The organism is Dactylosporangium sp. NPDC000521 (assembly GCF_042898305.1).
In the GTDB taxonomy this organism is placed as follows: Bacteria; Actinomycetota; Actinomycetes; order Mycobacteriales; family Micromonosporaceae; genus Dactylosporangium.
Window position 1 is genome coordinate 1 of the sequence record NZ_JBIAYW010000001.1, and the last position, 16,475, is coordinate 16,475.

General features: G+C 71.2%; 12 protein-coding genes and 1 pseudogene. 5 read left to right on the plus strand and 8 right to left on the minus strand.

What is annotated here, in order from left to right; translation table 11 throughout:
- A partial coding sequence (locus ACFY3L_RS00005) for a discoidin domain-containing protein (protein WP_389316567.1) occupies window positions 1-309 on the plus strand: 309 nt, incomplete at its 5' end.
- Window positions 310-387: 78 nt separating this feature from the next.
- Here the strand turns inward: ACFY3L_RS00005 and ACFY3L_RS00010 are convergent.
- The 7 genes and pseudogenes from ACFY3L_RS00010 to ACFY3L_RS00040 form a co-directional block, all read right to left on the minus strand.
- The gene (locus ACFY3L_RS00010) at window positions 388-2,130 is read right to left on the minus strand and encodes a DUF4832 domain-containing protein (protein ID WP_389316570.1); all 1,743 of its coding nucleotides are present in this window, start codon (window positions 2,128-2,130) and stop codon (window positions 388-390) included.
- A gap of 18 nt (window positions 2,131-2,148) precedes the next feature.
- Window positions 2,149-4,005 (minus strand): spherulation-specific family 4 protein, encoded by a 1,857-nt coding sequence (locus tag ACFY3L_RS00015; protein WP_389316573.1) that lies wholly within the window; start codon window positions 4,003-4,005, stop codon window positions 2,149-2,151.
- 31 nt (window positions 4,006-4,036) lie between these two features.
- Window positions 4,037-4,864 (minus strand): carbohydrate ABC transporter permease, encoded by an 828-nt coding sequence (locus ACFY3L_RS00020; RefSeq protein ID WP_389316576.1) that lies wholly within the window; start codon window positions 4,862-4,864, stop codon window positions 4,037-4,039.
- Window positions 4,857-5,186, minus strand: a pseudogene (locus tag ACFY3L_RS00025) (carbohydrate ABC transporter permease); the annotation flags it as partial. The gene ACFY3L_RS00020 and the pseudogene ACFY3L_RS00025, both read right to left, overlap by 8 nt.
- A 12-nt stretch (window positions 5,187-5,198) precedes the next feature.
- Window positions 5,199-5,837: a carbohydrate ABC transporter permease gene (locus ACFY3L_RS00030; protein ID WP_389316579.1), complete on the minus strand. Its 639-nt coding sequence runs from the start codon at window positions 5,835-5,837 to the stop codon at window positions 5,199-5,201.
- Between the two features lie 6 nt (window positions 5,838-5,843).
- A complete protein-coding gene (locus ACFY3L_RS00035; protein ID WP_389316582.1) occupies window positions 5,844-7,103 on the minus strand; it encodes an ABC transporter substrate-binding protein in 1,260 nt (419 codons plus the stop codon).
- A gap of 117 nt (window positions 7,104-7,220) precedes the next feature.
- Window positions 7,221-8,387 carry an ROK family protein gene (locus tag ACFY3L_RS00040; protein WP_389316585.1) on the minus strand — a complete coding sequence of 389 codons (1,167 nt, stop codon included), beginning with the start codon at window positions 8,385-8,387 and terminating at the stop codon, window positions 7,221-7,223.
- Window positions 8,388-8,468: 81 nt separating this feature from the next.
- Here ACFY3L_RS00040 and ACFY3L_RS00045 point away from each other — a divergent pair, with 81 nt between their 5' ends.
- The gene (locus ACFY3L_RS00045) at window positions 8,469-9,737 is read left to right on the plus strand and encodes a Gfo/Idh/MocA family protein (RefSeq protein ID WP_389316588.1); all 1,269 of its coding nucleotides are present in this window, start codon (window positions 8,469-8,471) and stop codon (window positions 9,735-9,737) included.
- Between the two features lie 150 nt (window positions 9,738-9,887).
- Window positions 9,888-10,544 (plus strand): sporangiospore maturation cell wall hydrolase GsmA, encoded by a 657-nt coding sequence (gene gsmA, locus ACFY3L_RS00050; protein ID WP_389316591.1) that lies wholly within the window; start codon window positions 9,888-9,890, stop codon window positions 10,542-10,544.
- A 33-nt stretch (window positions 10,545-10,577) separates the two neighbouring features.
- Here gsmA and ACFY3L_RS00055 read toward each other — a convergent pair whose 3' ends face one another.
- Window positions 10,578-12,794, minus strand: a complete 2,217-nt coding sequence (locus tag ACFY3L_RS00055) for a S8 family serine peptidase (RefSeq protein WP_389316594.1) — start codon at window positions 12,792-12,794, stop codon at window positions 10,578-10,580.
- A 175-nt stretch (window positions 12,795-12,969) separates the two neighbouring features.
- On the opposite strand from ACFY3L_RS00055, the gene ACFY3L_RS00060 reads away from it, so the two are divergent.
- The gene (locus tag ACFY3L_RS00060; RefSeq protein ID WP_389316597.1) at window positions 12,970-14,667 is read left to right on the plus strand and encodes a right-handed parallel beta-helix repeat-containing protein; all 1,698 of its coding nucleotides are present in this window, start codon (window positions 12,970-12,972) and stop codon (window positions 14,665-14,667) included.
- A gap of 189 nt (window positions 14,668-14,856) precedes the next feature.
- On the plus strand, window positions 14,857-16,473 hold the full coding sequence (locus tag ACFY3L_RS00065; protein WP_389316600.1) for a methyl-accepting chemotaxis protein: 1,617 nt from the start codon (window positions 14,857-14,859) through the stop codon (window positions 16,471-16,473).
- Window positions 16,474-16,475: the final 2 nt, after the last annotated feature.

Consider the following 16,475-nt stretch of genomic DNA (forward strand, 5'->3'; position numbering starts at 1 on the left):
TCGCTCGCCGTCGACGGCGACCGAGGCACGGCGTGGGTCCCAGGAACGGACGGGCGCATGGTCGTCGATCTGGGACGGTCCGCCGCGATCGGCACAGTCAGGCTGACCTGGAACGGAGCGCAGGCGCCGGCCGCGACCGTGTCGGTCAGCGACGACGGCCTGACGTTCACCGACGCCGGCTCGGTCGCGGCCGGCACGCAGCTCGGCTCGGTCAAGCTGGGCGCCACAGCACGGTACGTCGCCCTGACCACCACGTGGCATCAGGGCGACGCCGGGCTCAGCACCCTGGAGGTAGGCCCGGGCGTGTAGCGCCACCGGATTCGAGTACAGCTCCATCGCCCTCCCCGGGTTCGCACCCGGGGAGGGCGTGTCGACGGGTCTACCGGCTCATCTGACGGTCACCGTGTGGAGCAGGTCGTTGTAGCCGGTGGCGGGCTCCCACACGCCGGTGTTGGCGAGCCGGATGGCGTACTCGGGCCGGTTGGCCAGGCTGGGCTGCGGGTCGGGCAGGGAGAGCAGCAGCCGGTAGCTGCCGGCCGGCACGCCCGACAGCGAGACGGACTGGTTGACCGTCGTGGAGGTGCCCGCGGCCCATCGGCGCGGGTCGGCGTTGAGCGGCCTCAGGTAGACGGCGCCGGAGGTGGTGTTGCGCAGCACGAGGGTGAGTCCACGCGGGTTGAACGGTGCGGCCCAGCCGGCGTTCTGCACGGTGAACTGGACCGCCAGGCTGCCGCCGGCCGTCGCGTTCGCCGGATACGTGCCCTGGGTGAGGGTGAACCGGTGGCCGAGGCCGCGGCGCACGGTGGTCATGCAGCCGCCGCTGGTCCAGCCGTTGAGCACCTCCGCGCGGTAGTCGGTGTTGAGGTAGTTCCAGTGGAACTGGCCGAGCTCCTGCAGCGCGGTCGGGCACTGCGAGCGTGGCGGGTTGGGCTGGCAGGTCTCGCCGCCCATCGGCACGAACTGGGTGTCCGCCGCCAGGTACGGGTACTCGACCGCGGTGTTCTCGTAGGTGCCGAGGTCGTCGGCGCTGGCGAGGAAGCAGTCGTTGTGGTGACCGATCCGGGCGATCGCGGTGCCGCCGTACGCCTGGCCGGACGTCACCGCACCGGTGCCGTACATCGTGCGCTTGAACTTGGGGGTGCGCACCTCGACCATGCGGCTGGACGGCAGGACGCTGAGGAGCTTGTCCACGACCGCCTTGCGGTTGGCCCAGTCCGCCTGGGTCACGGTGCCCTGGTTGCCGAAGTTCTGCGTGTACCACCACTCGCCCCACGCGCCGATGAAGCCGGCCTGCACGACGTGGATGACGTCGCTGTTGGCGCTGAGGTAGGGCGCGAGCTGGTCGAGGTGCTGCAGCACCCGGCTGAGCGGGGCGTCGTCGCCGGCGGTGGACGTGGTGTACGCGAACCGCAGGATCATCTTCAGCCCGGCGGCGCGCACGGTGTCGGCCTGCCGCTGGAACTGGGCGAGCGCCGCCGCGCTGATCGGCGCGTTCTTGAAGCCGGCGAGGTAGAACACGCACATGACGAGCGTGGTCTGCTGGCTGGTGCGGTAGCTCTGGAGGGTGGCGAGGTCGAAGGTGTTCGTGTCGCAGTCGCCGGTGTGGTGGTAGAAGCCGCGTTCGGGGTTGGCGATGTCGGCGGTGTCCGCCTGGTAGGTCACCGTGCCGCCGCCGCTGCTGGAGCCGCTGTAGACGTGGGTGTAGCGCGCCGAGGTGTCCAGCGGCGCCTCGGTCTGGAAGACCAGGTCGGCGTCGTTGGGCGTCGCGGTCTCGCCGATGTCGGCGCGGTTGACGGTCCAGGTGGCGACGCCGCCGCCGCTGGTGTGCGTGACGGCGGTGACCACCGTCCAGCTCCAGCCGCCGCCGGTGTTGCGGAAGAGCGTGCCGTTCTCCAGCAGGTAGTCGGCGCCGATGCCGGTGGTGGCGAAGCCGGTGGCCGCGTTGCGGTCGGTGTCGATGTAGACCCGCAGCCACGTGGGCGTTCCGGTGTACTGGTAGCGGTAGGTGACGGTGGTGGCGGTGTTGGTCGCCGTCTGGCCGGTGATCGCGGCGTGCGCCGGTGCCGCGCCGTACGTGGCCATGACCAACACACCCACGAGGGCGGCGGCGGTCACTCGTCTCGAGGACATGGCTCCCTTTCCCTTCGGTCACATGACGTTGACGACTGCGGTGGTGTACTCGGGTGAGCTGCCGGAGCCGTGGAACACGACCCGGTGCGGTGCCGCCGCCATCGCCGCCGGGATCTGCCAGACGTAGTGACCGTCCGCCGACGACACGAGCGGGCTGGGCCCGTCGACCGGTTCCCAGCTCCAGCCGGTGCCGGTGTGCCGGTAGAACCAGCCGTTCTCGATGAGCAGGTCGGCGCCGATGCCCGCGGTGGCGAACCCGGTGCCTTCGTCGCCGTCCACGTCGATGAAGACGTGGTGGAAGTCGTACGGCAGGGTGAAGGTCGCCTCGTAGGTCACCGCGGTCGCGCCGATCGTGCCGGTGGCCGCGGTGATCGGGTCGCCGGACGGGGTGGCCGTGGTGACCGTGAGCGGCCCGGCCATGGGCGAGACGTTGCCGCTGGCGTCACGGGCGGCGACCGTGAAGGTGTACGCCGTGCTCGGCTCCAGACCGCTGATCGGCACGCTCGGCTCGGCGCCGGCCAGCCAGGCGGGCACGGACAGCAGGCGGGTGCCGTTCAGCTGGATCTCGTATCCGGTGACGTCGCGTTCGGGTGCGGCCGTCCAGCTCAGCACGGTGTGCGCGACCCCGGTCTCGGATGCCCGGAGACCGGCCGGTGCCGCGGGTGGCTGCGGATCGGGCCGGGCGGTGGTGAGCACGGTCGTGGGGGTCGGGGTGGAGGTGTTGCCGGCGACGTCGCGCGCGGCCACGCCGACCCGGTACTGACGCCCGGGCTCCAGGCCGCGGATCGTGGCCAGGGGCTCGGTGCCCGTGGTGCCGGCGACCCGTGCCCCGTCGAGCAGCACGTCGTAGCCGGCGACCCGGCCGCCCGGGTCGGTGGCCGGCAGCCACGCGACGGTCACCTCGGTCGAGGTGACCCGGACCGGCACCGGGCCGCCGTGGACCCGCGGCGGGTTGCGGTCGGGGCGGCCGGTGTCCGCGGCGGCGGCCAGTTCGCGGGTCCAGTACTCCGGCGGCGGCAGGCTGTCCCAGGGGTTGGCCAGGACGTCCGGGGTGACGTAGACGTATCCGGCGTTGCGCTGCTTGCTCAGCCGCATCGCCTCGTCGAGCTGGTCGAGCGTCGCGGTGCCGTGCACCAGGTGCCACAGCCGGCGCGGGTCCATCGCGCGGTGCCATGCCGGCGGCTTCCACTGCCGGTACGTGTCGTACGTGCCTTCGAAGGTGAGGATGACGTCGCCGATGTCGGCGTAGCACGGCTCGGTCTCGATGCCGGGGTTGATGACGGTGAAGGCGCCGTGGTGCCAGGCCCGGGTGTGCTCGTCGAGCGCGCGGTAGGTGCGGGCGTATGCGCCGTCGGGGCCGCACACGTTCTGAACCTCGTCGAAGAAGATGCCGCCGAGCCCGTCGCCGCCGTAGAGCCGGTACCACGTCTCGATGTCCTGCTGCACCTGGGCGGACCAGGCCGCCGGGGTGGTCTGCCCGAGCCGGGTCGCCCGGCCGGTCGTGCCCAGGTATCCGGTGGGCACGTACCCCAGCACGGTGACGCCGCCGGCCCGGGCCGCGGCGATCGCGGCGGCGTAGCGGGGGTCGCGGGTCTTGCCGGGCCCGGAGAACGGGTTGGCCACGACGATCCCCGTGCCCGGGCCGGTGAGCCGCTGCCACAATGCGGTGCCGTCGCCGCCCGGGTAGAAGTAGGCCGGCACGGCCAGGCGCTGACCGACGCCGTCGGCGGTCACGCTGGTCGTGGTGCGGGTGGTGGGCGCGCCGGCGAAGGCCGGTGCGGGCGCGATCGGTGCGAGCGTCGGTGCGACCACCAGTGCGAGTGCTGCGGCCAGCGCACGCGGGCGCGACCGGCCGCGGCCATGTCGGTCAGACATGGTCGGCTCCATTCCTGTGCTGGTTGGGCCGTCAGCCCTTGTTGCCGCTGAGGGCGATCCCTTCGATGAAGTGCCGCTGCAGGACGACGAAGACCGCGATGACCGGCAGCGAGGCGAGCAGCGATCCGGCCATGAGCACCGGGTAGTCGGTCTGGAACTGGCCCTGCAGCGAGGCGAGGCCCGCGGACAGGGTCATCTTGTCCGGGTCGGTGTTGACGACCAGCGGCCAGAACAGGTCGTTCCAGGACCAGAGCATGGCGAGGATGGCGAGTGCCAGCAGGCCGGGCCTGGCCAGCGGGAGCATCACCGACCAGTAGATGCGCAGCGGTGACGCGCCGTCCAGGCGTGCCGCCTCGTCGAGTTCCTTCGGCAGGCCGAGGAAGAACTGCCGCAGCAGGAACACGCCGAACGCGCTGAACAGGCCGGGCACGATCAGTGCCTGGAGGGAGTTGAGCCAGCCGAGGTTCGCCATGATCTCGTACTGCGGGATGACGAACAGCGGTGGCGGCACCATGAGCACGGACAGGAAGACGCCGAAGAGCACGTTCCGGCCGGGGAACCGCAGCCGGGCGAAGGCGTACGCCGCCATCGAGCAGAACAGCAGCTGCCCGGCGGTGCGCCCGACCGCGGTGAGCACGGTGTTGAGGAACTGGTCGCCGAACGGCAGGAGCTCGAACACCCGCGCGTAGTTGGACCAGTGCCAGTCCGGTTCGATCGTCGGCGGCACCCGTGTCGCGCTGGAGAGGGTCTTCAGCGAGGTGAGGAACTGCCAGGCGAACGGGACGACCATCAGCGCCGTGCCGGCGGCGAGGAGCCCATGGGTCCCGAGATGCCCGCTGCGCCGTGCGGATCTAGCCATAGTGGACCCACCTCCGTTGGAGCCGGAACTGCACCGCGGTCAGGGCGACGATCAGCAGGAGCAGGGCCATCACGATGGCCGCCGCGTAGCCGCGGTCGTTGCTGGAGAACGCCTTCTCGTAGAACAGCGCGACGACGGTCTGGATGCGCGGGTACGCGGGGTTGTTGCGGGCGGACTGCCCGCTGCCGCCGATGACGTACACCAGGTCGAACAGCTGCAGCGAGCCGATCACGGACAGGACCGAGACGAAGAAGATGGAGGGCGACAGCAGCGGCAGCGTCACCTTGCGGAACTGCATGACCCGTCCGGCGCCGTCCATCGCGGCGGCCTCGTACTACTCCCGCGGGATCGCCTGCATGCCGGCCAGGAAGATCACCAGGTTGTAGCCGAGGCTGGTCCAGATGCCGACCGCCGCCAGCGCGTAGAGGGCGGTGGCCGGGTCGGCGATCCAGTGTGGACCATCGACGCCGACGAGCGACAGGGCGTAGTTGATCAGGCCGTAGTCGCCGTTGTAGAGCCACCGCCACACCATCGCGACGGCGACCGGCATCGTCACCATCGGCAGGAAGAACAGCATCCGGTAGACGGACACGCCCCGCAGCCGGCGCTGGTTGAGCAGCGCGGCGAAGCAGATGGCCACCGGGACGCCCGCCAGGCCCAGCACCGTGTACAGCGTCGTGTTGCCCAGCGCCCGCAGCACCTCGCGGTCGCCGGCGAGGGTCCGGTAGTTCTCCAGGCCGATCCACTCGTGCCCGCCGAACGGCCCCCACTCGGTGAACGAGAAGTACGCCGTCTGCAGCACCGGCCACAGGTAGAACACGCCCAGGCCGAGCCCGGTCGGGGCGATGAGCAGGTACGCCCAGAGCGCCTCGCCGCCCCGGCGCCGCCAGGACCGGCGCCGCCGGAGCCGGCCGGCGGGTGCGGGCACCGCGGCGGGCTCGGCCCGCGCAGCGCCCGACTCGGTGACCACCATCGCGAGCTACTCCTTCGCCAGCAGGGCGTTCATGTCCTTGGCGAGCGCCTTGGCCGCGGCCTCCACGTCCACCTCACCGCTGTACGCCTGGGTCAGGTACTTGGCCTCGGCCTCGTTCCACGCAGCCGTGTTGCGGGAGATGGGGTAGGGCACCGCGTACGCCACCGCGTCGAGGAGGTACTGCACCTGGAACCGCGCGTTGGCGCTCGCCCACGCCGTCTGCGTGCCCGTGTATGCCGGGATGGGCCCGCTGCGCCCGAGGATCTCGGCCGCCGGCCGGGAGCCGAGGAACTGCACGAACTGCCAGGCCTGCTCCGGGTGCTTGGTCTTCGTCGAGACCACGTTGGCCACACCGTGGATGATCGTGGCCTTCTTGACGCCGGCCGGCAGCGGGCCGACGTCGACGCGCGTCTTCGTGTACTCGTTCTTGGAGAACTCCGAGACGTTCCAGGAGCCGCCCCAGTACATGGCGAGCTTGCCGGACTCGAACAGCTGCAGCGGCTGGGTGTCCGTCATCGTCTTGAGGTCCGGCGAGTGTCCGGCCTTGATGAGATCGGTCCAGAAGCGCAGACCTTCGATGGTGGCCGGCTGGTCGTAGCCGGAGGTCTTGCCGTCGGCCGAGATCACCTGGCCGCCGGCCTGATAGATGGTGTTGTAGTAGTACTCCTGCCCGGACAGGTTGGCGCCGACCGCGAACACGCCCTTGGCGGGATTCGTGAGCTTCGCGGCCGCCGCCTTGAAGTCGGCCCAGGTCCAGCCGTCCTTCGGGTAGGCGACCCCGGCCGCGTCGAAGATCTCCTTGTTGTACCAGACACCCACGGTGTCGAAGTCCTTCGGCAGGCCGTACACCTTGCCTTCGAAGGTGTGCAGGTCGACGAGCGCCTTGGGGTACGCACCCAGGTCGATCTTTGCGGCGCTGATCCGGTCGGACAGCGGCATGATGACCTTGTTGGCGGCGTAGAGCTGGATGTTCGGGCCGTTCATCCAGAACACGTCCGGCGCCGCTCCGCCGCTCACCGAGGCCCGCAGCTTGGTCCAGTAGTCGGCCCAGGGGGTCATCTGGACGTCGACGGTGATGTCCGGGTGCTCCTTGGTGAAGGCCGCGGCGAGCTCCTTCATCACCGGCACCTGGTTGGTGTCCCACACCATGTACGACAGGGTGACCGGGCCTTCGGCGGGGTCCTTGCCGCCGCTGCACGCGGTGGCGGAGAAGGAGAGCGCGGCGGCCAGCATGGCGGCCAGCCCCAACCGCAGTGGTCTCGACATGTGGCGGTCCCTTTCCAGGAGACTCAGGTCACATCAACGACGCCACTATTAACACTCTCCCTCATAAGTCTGTCAAGGCCGAGCCGTCGATGCGTGCGCGGCACCCCGCGGAACGGGTCAGCGCGCGGGTGCCGCCGGCGCGGCCAGGCCGCTGCCCGGATCGAAGATGTGCCGCTCCAGATGGTCGAGGGCGTGACGGACCGCGCCGAGGGCGACGGCATCGTCGGCGAGCGCCGACCGCAGCACCTCCGGCGTGCGGATGCACCGCTTGTCCAGCTCCTGCCGCAGCGGCTCGAGCAGCACGTCCGCCGAGCGCGAGAACCCGCCGCCGAGGACCACCATCTGCGGATCGAGCGCCAGCACCAGTGCCGAGGCGCCGACCGCCAGGTCCTTCACGTATCTGCGGACCAGGGTGAGGGCGCGGCGATCGCCGTCCCGCGCGGCGGCGAACACCAGCGCGGCCACGTCGTCGGGGTGGGTGGTGGCCGGCGCGTCGGACCAGACGCGCAGATGCTCCTGGGCGCGGATCCAGCCCATCTCCGGCATCGCCCCGAGCTCGCCGGCCGCGCCCGCGAAGCCCCGGTGCAGCTGGCCGTTGATGATCAGGCCGGTGCCGGTGCGCAGCCCGGCCAGCAGGTAGACGACGTTCTGCGCGTACCTGGCGACGCCGCGCCACGTCTCGGCGAGGGCGGCGAGGCGGCTGTCGTTCTCCACCAGGACCGGCCCGGCGACCAGGCGGCTGAGGTGCTCGGTCAGGTGCACGCCGGTCCACTCGGGCAGGGCGACCGACAGCACCACCCGGCCCTCGGCGTCGGCCAGCCCGCTCGTGGCCACCGCCGTCGCCCACATCTCCGCTCCGGTGCGACCGGCGCCGGCCAGGCACTCGGCGACCACCTTGTCCACCACCGTGAGCCGCTCCGCCCGGCCGGCGTCGGGCGAGACCGGCCGGCGCGACGAGTGCCGGATCTCGCCGTCGAGGTCGGCCACCAGGGCCCGGACCGTGTGCCCGCCGATGTCGACGCCGAGCACCCAGCCGGCGTCGGCGCGGAAGCGGTACCGCCGGGCCGGCCGCCCCATCGAGCCCGCCGCCGGATCGACCTGATCGACCCACCCCTGTGCTTCGAGATCCCGGACGACCTCCTCGATGGCCGCCCGGGACAGGCCGGCCGCCCGGGACACCTCGGTCAGGGTGCGTGGCGCCTGATGGCGCAGCGCGTGCACCACCATGAGCGTGTTGAGCTGCCGCAACCTCGACAGGTCACCACCGGCGAGTTGTCCGGTCACCTGCATCCCCCTTGACGTCCGTCACCGGCGCACCTACTAATGATGGAGAGTCTAATAAGTAGCCCCACGGAAGGCACGCACATGACTGTAGACGGGGCACGACTGGTCGTGGCGGGCGCCGGACTCCGGGGGCTCGGGTACGCCCGCCTCGCCACCGCGTCCGGACGGGCTCGGGTGATCGCCGTGGCCGAGCCGGACCCGACCCGGCGCGCCCAGTTCGCCGCCGAGTTCGGCGTGCCGCCGGAGCACGTCTACACGGACTGGCGCGACCTCGCCGCGGCCGGCCGGATCGGTGACGCGGTGGTCATCGCCACGCAGGACCAGATGCACACCGACCCGACCATCGCCTTCGCCGAGCTCGGTTACCACATCCTGCTGGAGAAGCCGATGGCGACCGAGGAGGCCGACGCGCTGCGGATCGCCGCCGCGGTGGAGAAGGCGAAGGTCATCTTCGCGGTCTGCCACGTCATGCGGTACACGCGCTATTCCAAGGCGCTCAAGCGCGAGCTCGACAACGGTGTGATCGGCCGGCTGGTCAGCGTCCAGCACCTCGAGCCGATCGGCTGGTGGCACTTCGCCCACTCCTTCGTCCGCGGCAACTGGAGCAACAGCCACACCTCCGGCCCGCTGCTGCTCACCAAGGCCTGCCACGACATCGACTGGCTGCTGCAGCTGTTCGGTTCCGCGCCGACCGAGGTCAGCTCGTTCGGCCGGCTCAGCCACTTCCGCCCGGACCAGCGGCCCGAGGGTGCCACGGACACGTGCCTCACGTGCCCGGCCGAGCCGTCGTGCCCGTACTCGGCGACCCGCGTGTACCTGTCCTGCCTCGGCGACCCGGACCGCGAGTTCTGGCCGCTGTCCGCGGTCACCACCGACCACACGCCCGCGGGCGTCGAGGCGGCACTGCGCGACGGGCCGTACGGCCGCTGCGTCTACACCAGCGCCAACGACGTCGTCGACCACCAGGTCGTCACCATGTCGTTCGCGGACGGCGCGACCTGCTCGTTCACGCTCACCGCCTTCACCCCGATGGGGGGCCGCCGCACCCGCCTGTTCGGCACCCACGGCTCCATCGAGGGCGACAACAGCCTGCTGCACATCACCGACTTCCGCACCGGCCGGGAGTGGACGATCGACACCGAGTCGGACGCCGGCAGCACCGCCGCCGAGGGCCACCACGGCGGCGACGCCGCCATGATGGACACGTTCCTGGAGGCCGTCGCCGCGGGCGATCCCTCGCTCATCCCCTCCGACGCGGCCTCGAGCCTGCTCAGCCACCGCGTCGTCTGGGCCGCCGAACGTGCCCGCGCCACCGGCACGGTGGTCCGGGTGCCGGCGATGCGGCGGTGAGCGCCGCGGTCACGACACGGCCGGTGTGAGGCCGGACGAACGGAACGGCAGTCGCGCGCAACCGGTCCGCAACGCCGGGCGAACCGTGGTGCGCCCCGCCTGTCCGACGGTTGGTGGAACCGATCACCAGCCGTCCGACAGGAGCCGCCCATGTTGCCCGCAATCCGGCGTACGATCGCCGTCGCCCTCGCCGCGACGTTCGTCTCGCTCGCCGTGGGAGCCGGCGTCCCCACGGCCGCGCAGGCCAGCGATCCGCTGTTCTCGTGCCGCTCGCGTGGCACCGAATGCCACCAGCCCGGCGAGCCGCGCGCGAGCCTGCCGGAGCCCAACGGCACCATGACGACGGCGGAGTTCATCGCCGCGTCCGTGCCGGGCGCCCAGCAGAGCCGCCTCGAGGACGGCGTGCCGGTGTCGGTGACGATCGCGCAGGCGATCCTCGAGTCCGGCTGGGGCAAGAGCGCGTTGTCCACCGTGGACAAGAACTTCTTCGGCATGAAGTGCAACAGGCAGGGCAAGTACGCGACCGGCTGCCGCAGCCACAGCACGAGCGAGTGCACCGCGGCCGGGGCGTGCTTCGGGACCACGGCGTCGTTCCGGGTGTACGCCAGCGCGGCGGACTCGTTCCGCGACCACGGCTACACGCTGGCCACGCTGCCGCGCTACAGCGTCGCCTTCCAGTACCGCGACGACCCGAACCGCTTCGTGGCGGAGATGCACAAGGCCGGCTACGCGACCGACCCCGAGTACACGGTCAAGCTGACCGGCATCATGGCCAAGTACGACCTGTACCGGTACGACCTGGCCTGAGGGCCGCCGGTGGCACGCACCGGGGTCAGGCGGTCAGGCCGTCAGGTCGATGAAGCCGGACCAGCGGCCCGCGTAGTACAGGTAGTAGGCGTGCCCGTCGCGGCCGGCCGTGTACGCCTCCGTGGTGCCGAACCGCGGGTTGTACAGCACGGAAGGCGCACCCGCTGTGACCCCGCCCAGGTTGTTCCAGCCGGACCAGCCGTTCAGGTAGTAGATGTACCGCAGCTCGTCGCCCTGGGTGTGGACGTACACCTCCGTGGTGCCCGTGGTGCGGTTGTAGACGATGCCGGGGTCACTGTCCAGGGAGCCGCCCAGGTCGATCCACGAGGACCAGCCGCCGAGGTAGTAGCGGTACCTCAGGGTGCCGGTCGAGGTCCGGGTGTACGCCTCGGTCGTGCCGTAGTGCGGGTTGTAGAGGACGCCGGGGGTTCCCTCGACGGTGCCGCCGAGGTCGATCCAGTCCGCCCAGCCGTTGTTGTAGTAGCGGTAGGCCAGGGACGAGCCGACCTTCGCGTAGACCTCGGTCGTGCCGAAGCGCGGGTTGTACAGGACCGCTGGGTCGGCCGCGGCCGGGCCGCCGAGGTCGATCCAGTCCGCCCAGCCGTTGTTGTAGTAGCGGTAGGCGATGTGGCCGTTCGCGAGCCGGGCGTAGACCTCGGTGGTGCCGAAGCGCGGGTTGTACAGCACGGCGGGGGCGCCCGCGCCGTCGCCGCCGAGGTCGATCCAGTCCGCCCAGCCGTTGTTGTAGTAGCGGTAGGCGATGTGGCCGTTGGTGAGCCGGGCATAGACCTCGGTGGTGCCGAAGCGTGGGTTGTACAGCACCGCCGGGTCGTCCTGGGCGGTGCCGCCCAGGTCGGTCCAGCCGGCCCACTCGCCGGACCAGTAGGCGTAGGCGACTGAGCCGTCGTTGGTGCGGGCGTAGACCTCGGTGGTGCCGTAGCGCGGATTGAACAGGCTCACGGTCCGCGAGGCCGGGCGCGGCGGGTCCGCCTGGCGGACGTAGAGCAGGCGGTTGGTCGTGGTCGCGGCGGCGTACGCCGGGTACGTGGACATGTCCAGGGCGCCGACGGTCGAGCTCTGGATGAGGGCGGTGCGGATCTGCTGCGGGCTGTAGTCCTGGTGCGCCTCGAGGATGAGGGCGGCGGCGCCGGCCACGTGCGGCGAGGCCATCGAGGTGCCGTCGAGCCGGCGGCTGGCGATGTCGTCGGTGATCCAGGCGGAGACGACGTCCTCGCCCGGGGCGAAGAGGTCGACGCAGGGGCCGTAGTCCGACCAGCGCAAGGGGTGGTCGGAGGGGCTCGACGCGCCGACCACGATGGCCTCGGCGACGTCGCCGGGCGAGTTCTCGCAGGCGTTGAGCGGGTTGTCGTTGGCGTCCCCGTTGCCGGCGGCGACGGTCCAGGTGAGCCCGGACTCGATGGAGCGGCGCACGGCGGCGGCGAGGATCGCGGACTTCTCCCCGCCGAGACTCATGTTCACGACCGCCGGGTGGACGGCGTGGGCGGTCACCCAGTCGACGCCGGCGACGACCTCGGACAGGTAGCCGTCGCCGCCGCAGTCCAGCACCCGCACGGCGACCAGCTTGATGTCCTTGGCCACGCCGTACGTCTTGCCGCCGATCGTGCCGGCGACGTGGGTGCCGTGGCCGTCGCAGTCGTTGGCGTTGGCCGGGTCGTTGCTGTTGCCGGCGTTCTCCGGGATCGGGTTGGGGTTGGTGGCCCGGTCGACGAAGTTGCGTCCGTAGCTCGCCCGGCCGCCGAACTGGGTGTGCGAGATGCGGATGCCGCTGTCGACGTCGTACGCGGTGACGTGGCTCGCGGTGTTCGGGTAGGTGAACACCGTGTCGAGGAGGGGGGTGCGGTTGTCGATGCGCCCGATGCCCCACGGCGCGTCGATCTGGGTGGCGGTGGCGTGCAGAAGGATGTTGCGTTCGACCCGGGCGACCCCGGGCGCGGCCGCGAGCCGCCGCGCGTCCGCCTCGCCGAGGCCGTCGATCGCGAAGCCCTGCACGGCCGTGCTGAACTGCTCCTGCACGTCGCCGCCGTACTTCTTGGAGAGGTCGGCCGCGGCGGCGGCGACGGCGGCCTGGGCCTGCCCGGCGCTCTGTACTCCGACCGGCGGGTCGAGCAGCACGACGTAGCCGGCGGCGGCGCCGGTCGGCGCCTCACCGTGCACCACGCCCTCCGGTGGCGCCGCCGGGCCGGAGGCCAGCAACGCCGCGAACGTGGCCAGGGCAAGAGCGCCGATCATGCGTCATCACCTCAGGTAATGAGAACACTACTCAAAGTGACCATACTCGCGCGTGACTCAGCGAGGGCCGCAACGGTCCGGTCCGGGCCGTGACCGCCTACCGGATCAGCGGTGAATAGAGCGGCCACTTCCGGGCAGGAGCAGGGATTGACAGGTCGACGGCAAGGGGGCCGAGATGGGCCGGCCGAACCCGGGCATGCAGGCCATGATGCACACCGGCGCCGCAGATACCGGCCTGTTCAACGCCCACGATCACGGCCTCGCAGGCGACGGGTCGGCCAATGACCAGCCGGCACTGCAGGCACTCGTCGACCGGCTCGGGGACGCGTATGCCCGCGACCGCCAGCCGCGGAGCATCTTCTGCCCGCCCGGGACGTATCTGATCCGCGACGCCGCCACGGTGTGGCGCAGCGGGGTGTCCCTGCTCGGCGCCGGTCCGGTGGCCACCCGGTTCGTGCTGGACAACGCCGGCAACCCGACACAGCCCGTCCCCCTGGCCTGGTTCACCGAACTGCAGCACGGCGCCGGCCCGGACAACCACCTGGCCGACTGCGGCTTCTCCGGGTTCGAGATCGACGCCTCCGCGGTCCACCTTCCGGCGTACGACCCCCTGGCCAAGGGGCTCGGCCTGCAGTACGTGCTGCGCGGGTGGTTCCGTGATCTGTACATCCACGACAGCATCGGCACCGGGTTCGGCTGCGACCACCTCCAGGACTCGCGCGTGCAGGGCGTGACCGCGCTGCGCTGCGGACGGATGGACAACGGCGAGCAGATGGGCGGCGCCGGGATCGGCATCGGCGTCGGCGGGTGGGGCGAGATCGAGCGACTGACCATCAGCGAGTGCACGGCGATCGGCAACGGCACCAACGGCATCTTCATCGAGCTGCAGGAGGACATGTGGCCACCGCCGCGCGGGATCCGCATCGTCGACTGTCATTGCGAGGACAACCGGTTCGGCATCTCCGACTGGGGTGCCGACGGGCTCGTCGTCAATGCGTGCGCGATGCTGGGCAACCACGAGGCCGGCTATGACCTCTCGTCGCAGGGGACGTCGTCGGTGGCCGGCCGCGGCGGCCTCGTGACGAACTGCATCATGGACGGCAACGTCCGCGACGGGCTGGGCATCGGCAACACCCCGGGGCCGTACACGTTCAGCGGCAACCGCATCAGCGGCAATGGTCGATACGGCTACTGGCAGCACAACCTTGGCGGCGGCCACCAGGGGCCGGCCGGCAACATCACGCTGGACGACAACGAGATCTGGGCCAACGGGGTGGCTGGCATCCACCTCGACGCCGACCTCTTCGACGCGACCCTGCTCAACAACCGCATCCGGGACAACGGCCGGCAGGCCGCACCGGGTGCCGCCGGCGGCGGGGACACGGTCACGTACACCGGCCGGACGCTGACCGACACGGCCGCCGAGTGGCTACCGGACGGCCACGCCGGCAAGCAGGTGACGGTTGGCGGGCAGCACGCGATCGTCACCACCAACACCGCAACCGAGCTCAGTCTCGCGCCGGCCCGGCCCGGCGCCACGACGGCCTGGAGCGCCGGCACACCAGAGCCGGGCAGCCCGTACGAACTTCCCGGCTGTCCCGCCCAACGCCCCGGCATCACCGTGGCCGCCGTCACCGACCACACCACGAAACGGGGCAACCGCGTCTGGGACAGCCGCAGTCCCGGCCGTCAGACCCACGGGCTCTGGATCACCGAACACGGCGCGTGCCGTGAAAGCTGGACCACGAACAACAACTTCCTCGGCAACACCGAGGGATCCGCACGGCTCGACACCGCCCCCACCGGCGGCCACTGGCACGACAACCTCGGTCTCGACTGGCCGGCCGCCTCGCCCACGGCACCCGCACCGTAAGAGACCGCTACCGCAGCACGCCCCTGCCGTTGCTCCGGTGCGGTAGGACCGCGCCAGGGTGACGCACCGGCCGGACGGTACTGACCGGCCGCGGCGAGTGTGAGGAAGTGCTCAGATCGCGGCGTCGCGCTCCGATGGTGGGTGCGGCGGGTCCCGATCGGCGGGCGGTCTGGTGTAGGCGGGTTACAGATGACAGGTGCGGTTGAGGACGTACGTCCGCACGGTGCCGGGCCAGGCCGGGGCCTGTCCATTCTGGGGCGGATCCTGGCCGCCCTGTTCGTCGTCGCGTTGGCGGCGGCCGGGGTCGGGCTGCTTTCCGTGCAGCAGATGGGGAAGCTCAGTGACGATCTGGACGAGCTGCGGGTGCGGCAGGGCGTGAGCGACGCGGCGCTGCAGCGGGTCCGGGCGGCGCAGGCGCTGATGTTCCAGAACCTGTGGTCGTTCGCGGCGCAGGGCGAGGGGGCCGCGAAGCGGACGCAGGCGGCGGTCACCGCGTCGGACGAGGTGATGGATCAGGCGCTCGCGGACTTCGCGTCCAGTGCGTCCAGCGCGGCGACGAAGGCGGCGGCGAGCGAGTTCGGCACGCAGTGGAGCCAGTTCCGGCAGATCCGCGACGCGTTCGTGTTCGGCGCGCCCGCCCCGGCGGGCGCTGTCGTCCCGGGCGACGCGGAGGCATTCGAGGCGCTCGCGATCCGGCTCGGCGCGGGGCTGGAGAAGGTCGTGCGGGCGCAGCAGGACGACGCCCGCGCCGCGCAGGCCGTCTCGGAGCACTCCTACAGCCGGGCCCGGAACATCGCGATCGCCGGCATCGCGGTCGGGGTGCTGGCGGCGCTGGCGATCGGCCTGTTCATCTCCCGCATGATCGCCCGGTCGCTGGCGAGGGTGTCCGAGGTGCTGAAGGCCGTCGCGAGCGGCGACCTGACCCAGCGGGTGCCGGACCAGTCCGCGCGGGAGCTGCAGGCCATGGCCGAGTCGGTGAACACCGCGACGGGCAGCCTGCGCGAGACGGTGACAGCGCTGGCGAAGAGCTCGGAGGTGCTCGGCGGCACCTCCGGCCGGCTCAGCACCAGCAGCGACGCGCTCAACGTGGGCGCCGAGCATGTCAGCGCCCAGGCCGAGCGGGCCACCTCCACCGCCTCGTCGGTGTCGGAGAACATCGGTACCATCGCCGCCGCCGCCGAGGAGATGAGCATCTCCATCCGGGAGATCGCCTCGACCAGCCTCGAAGGCACGCGGATGGCGGGGCGGGCGGCCGACGTCGCCGAGTCCACCAGCCAGACGATGGACCGCCTCGGCGAGACCAGCCAGCAGATCACGCAGATCGTGCAGATCATCACCTCGATCGCCAAGCAGACCAACCTGCTGGCGCTCAACGCCACCATCGAGGCGTCCCGGGCCGGCGAGGCGGGGCTCGGCTTCGCCGTCGTGGCCGGCGAGGTCAAGGACCTCGCGCAGGAGACCGCGCAGGCGACCGAGCAGATCTCCAAGCAGGTCACGTCGATCCGCACCGAGTGCGAGGCCGCGGTCTCCGCGATCGCCGACATCACGTCGATCATCGGGCAGGTCAATGACTTCCAGGCGACGATCTCCGCGGCGGTGGAGGAGCAGTCGGCGACGAGCCTGGAGATGAGCCGGAACATCTCCGAGGCGGCGACCGGCAGCACGGAGATCGCCGCCGACATCGAGGCGATGACCGTCGCGGCCCGCCGGTCGGCGGAGTCGTCCTCGCACAACCGGCACTCCGCGGCCGAGCTCGCCTCCCTGGCGGGCGATCTGCAGCAGATGGTTTCGCGATTCCGGATCTGACC

Bases quoted from the DNA above. Each gene is read 5' to 3' on its own strand.
- ACFY3L_RS00010 (WP_389316570.1), bottom strand. From the start codon at position 2,130: ATGTCCTCGAGACGAGTGACCGCCGCCGCCCTCGTGGGTGTGTTGGTC.
- ACFY3L_RS00015 (WP_389316573.1), bottom strand. From the start codon at position 4,005: ATGTCTGACCGACATGGCCGCGGCCGGTCGCGCCCGCGTGCGCTGGCC.
- ACFY3L_RS00020 (WP_389316576.1), bottom strand. From the start codon at position 4,864: ATGGCTAGATCCGCACGGCGCAGCGGGCATCTCGGGACCCATGGGCTC.
- ACFY3L_RS00030 (WP_389316579.1), bottom strand. From the start codon at position 5,837: ATGGTGGTCACCGAGTCGGGCGCTGCGCGGGCCGAGCCCGCCGCGGTG.
- ACFY3L_RS00035 (WP_389316582.1), bottom strand. From the start codon at position 7,103: ATGTCGAGACCACTGCGGTTGGGGCTGGCCGCCATGCTGGCCGCCGCG.
- ACFY3L_RS00045 (WP_389316588.1), top strand. From the start codon at position 8,469: ATGACTGTAGACGGGGCACGACTGGTCGTGGCGGGCGCCGGACTCCGG.
- gsmA (WP_389316591.1), top strand. From the start codon at position 9,888: ATGTTGCCCGCAATCCGGCGTACGATCGCCGTCGCCCTCGCCGCGACG.
- ACFY3L_RS00055 (WP_389316594.1), bottom strand. From the start codon at position 12,794: ATGATCGGCGCTCTTGCCCTGGCCACGTTCGCGGCGTTGCTGGCCTCC.
- ACFY3L_RS00060 (WP_389316597.1), top strand. From the start codon at position 12,970: ATGGGCCGGCCGAACCCGGGCATGCAGGCCATGATGCACACCGGCGCC.
- ACFY3L_RS00065 (WP_389316600.1), top strand. From the start codon at position 14,857: ATGACAGGTGCGGTTGAGGACGTACGTCCGCACGGTGCCGGGCCAGGC.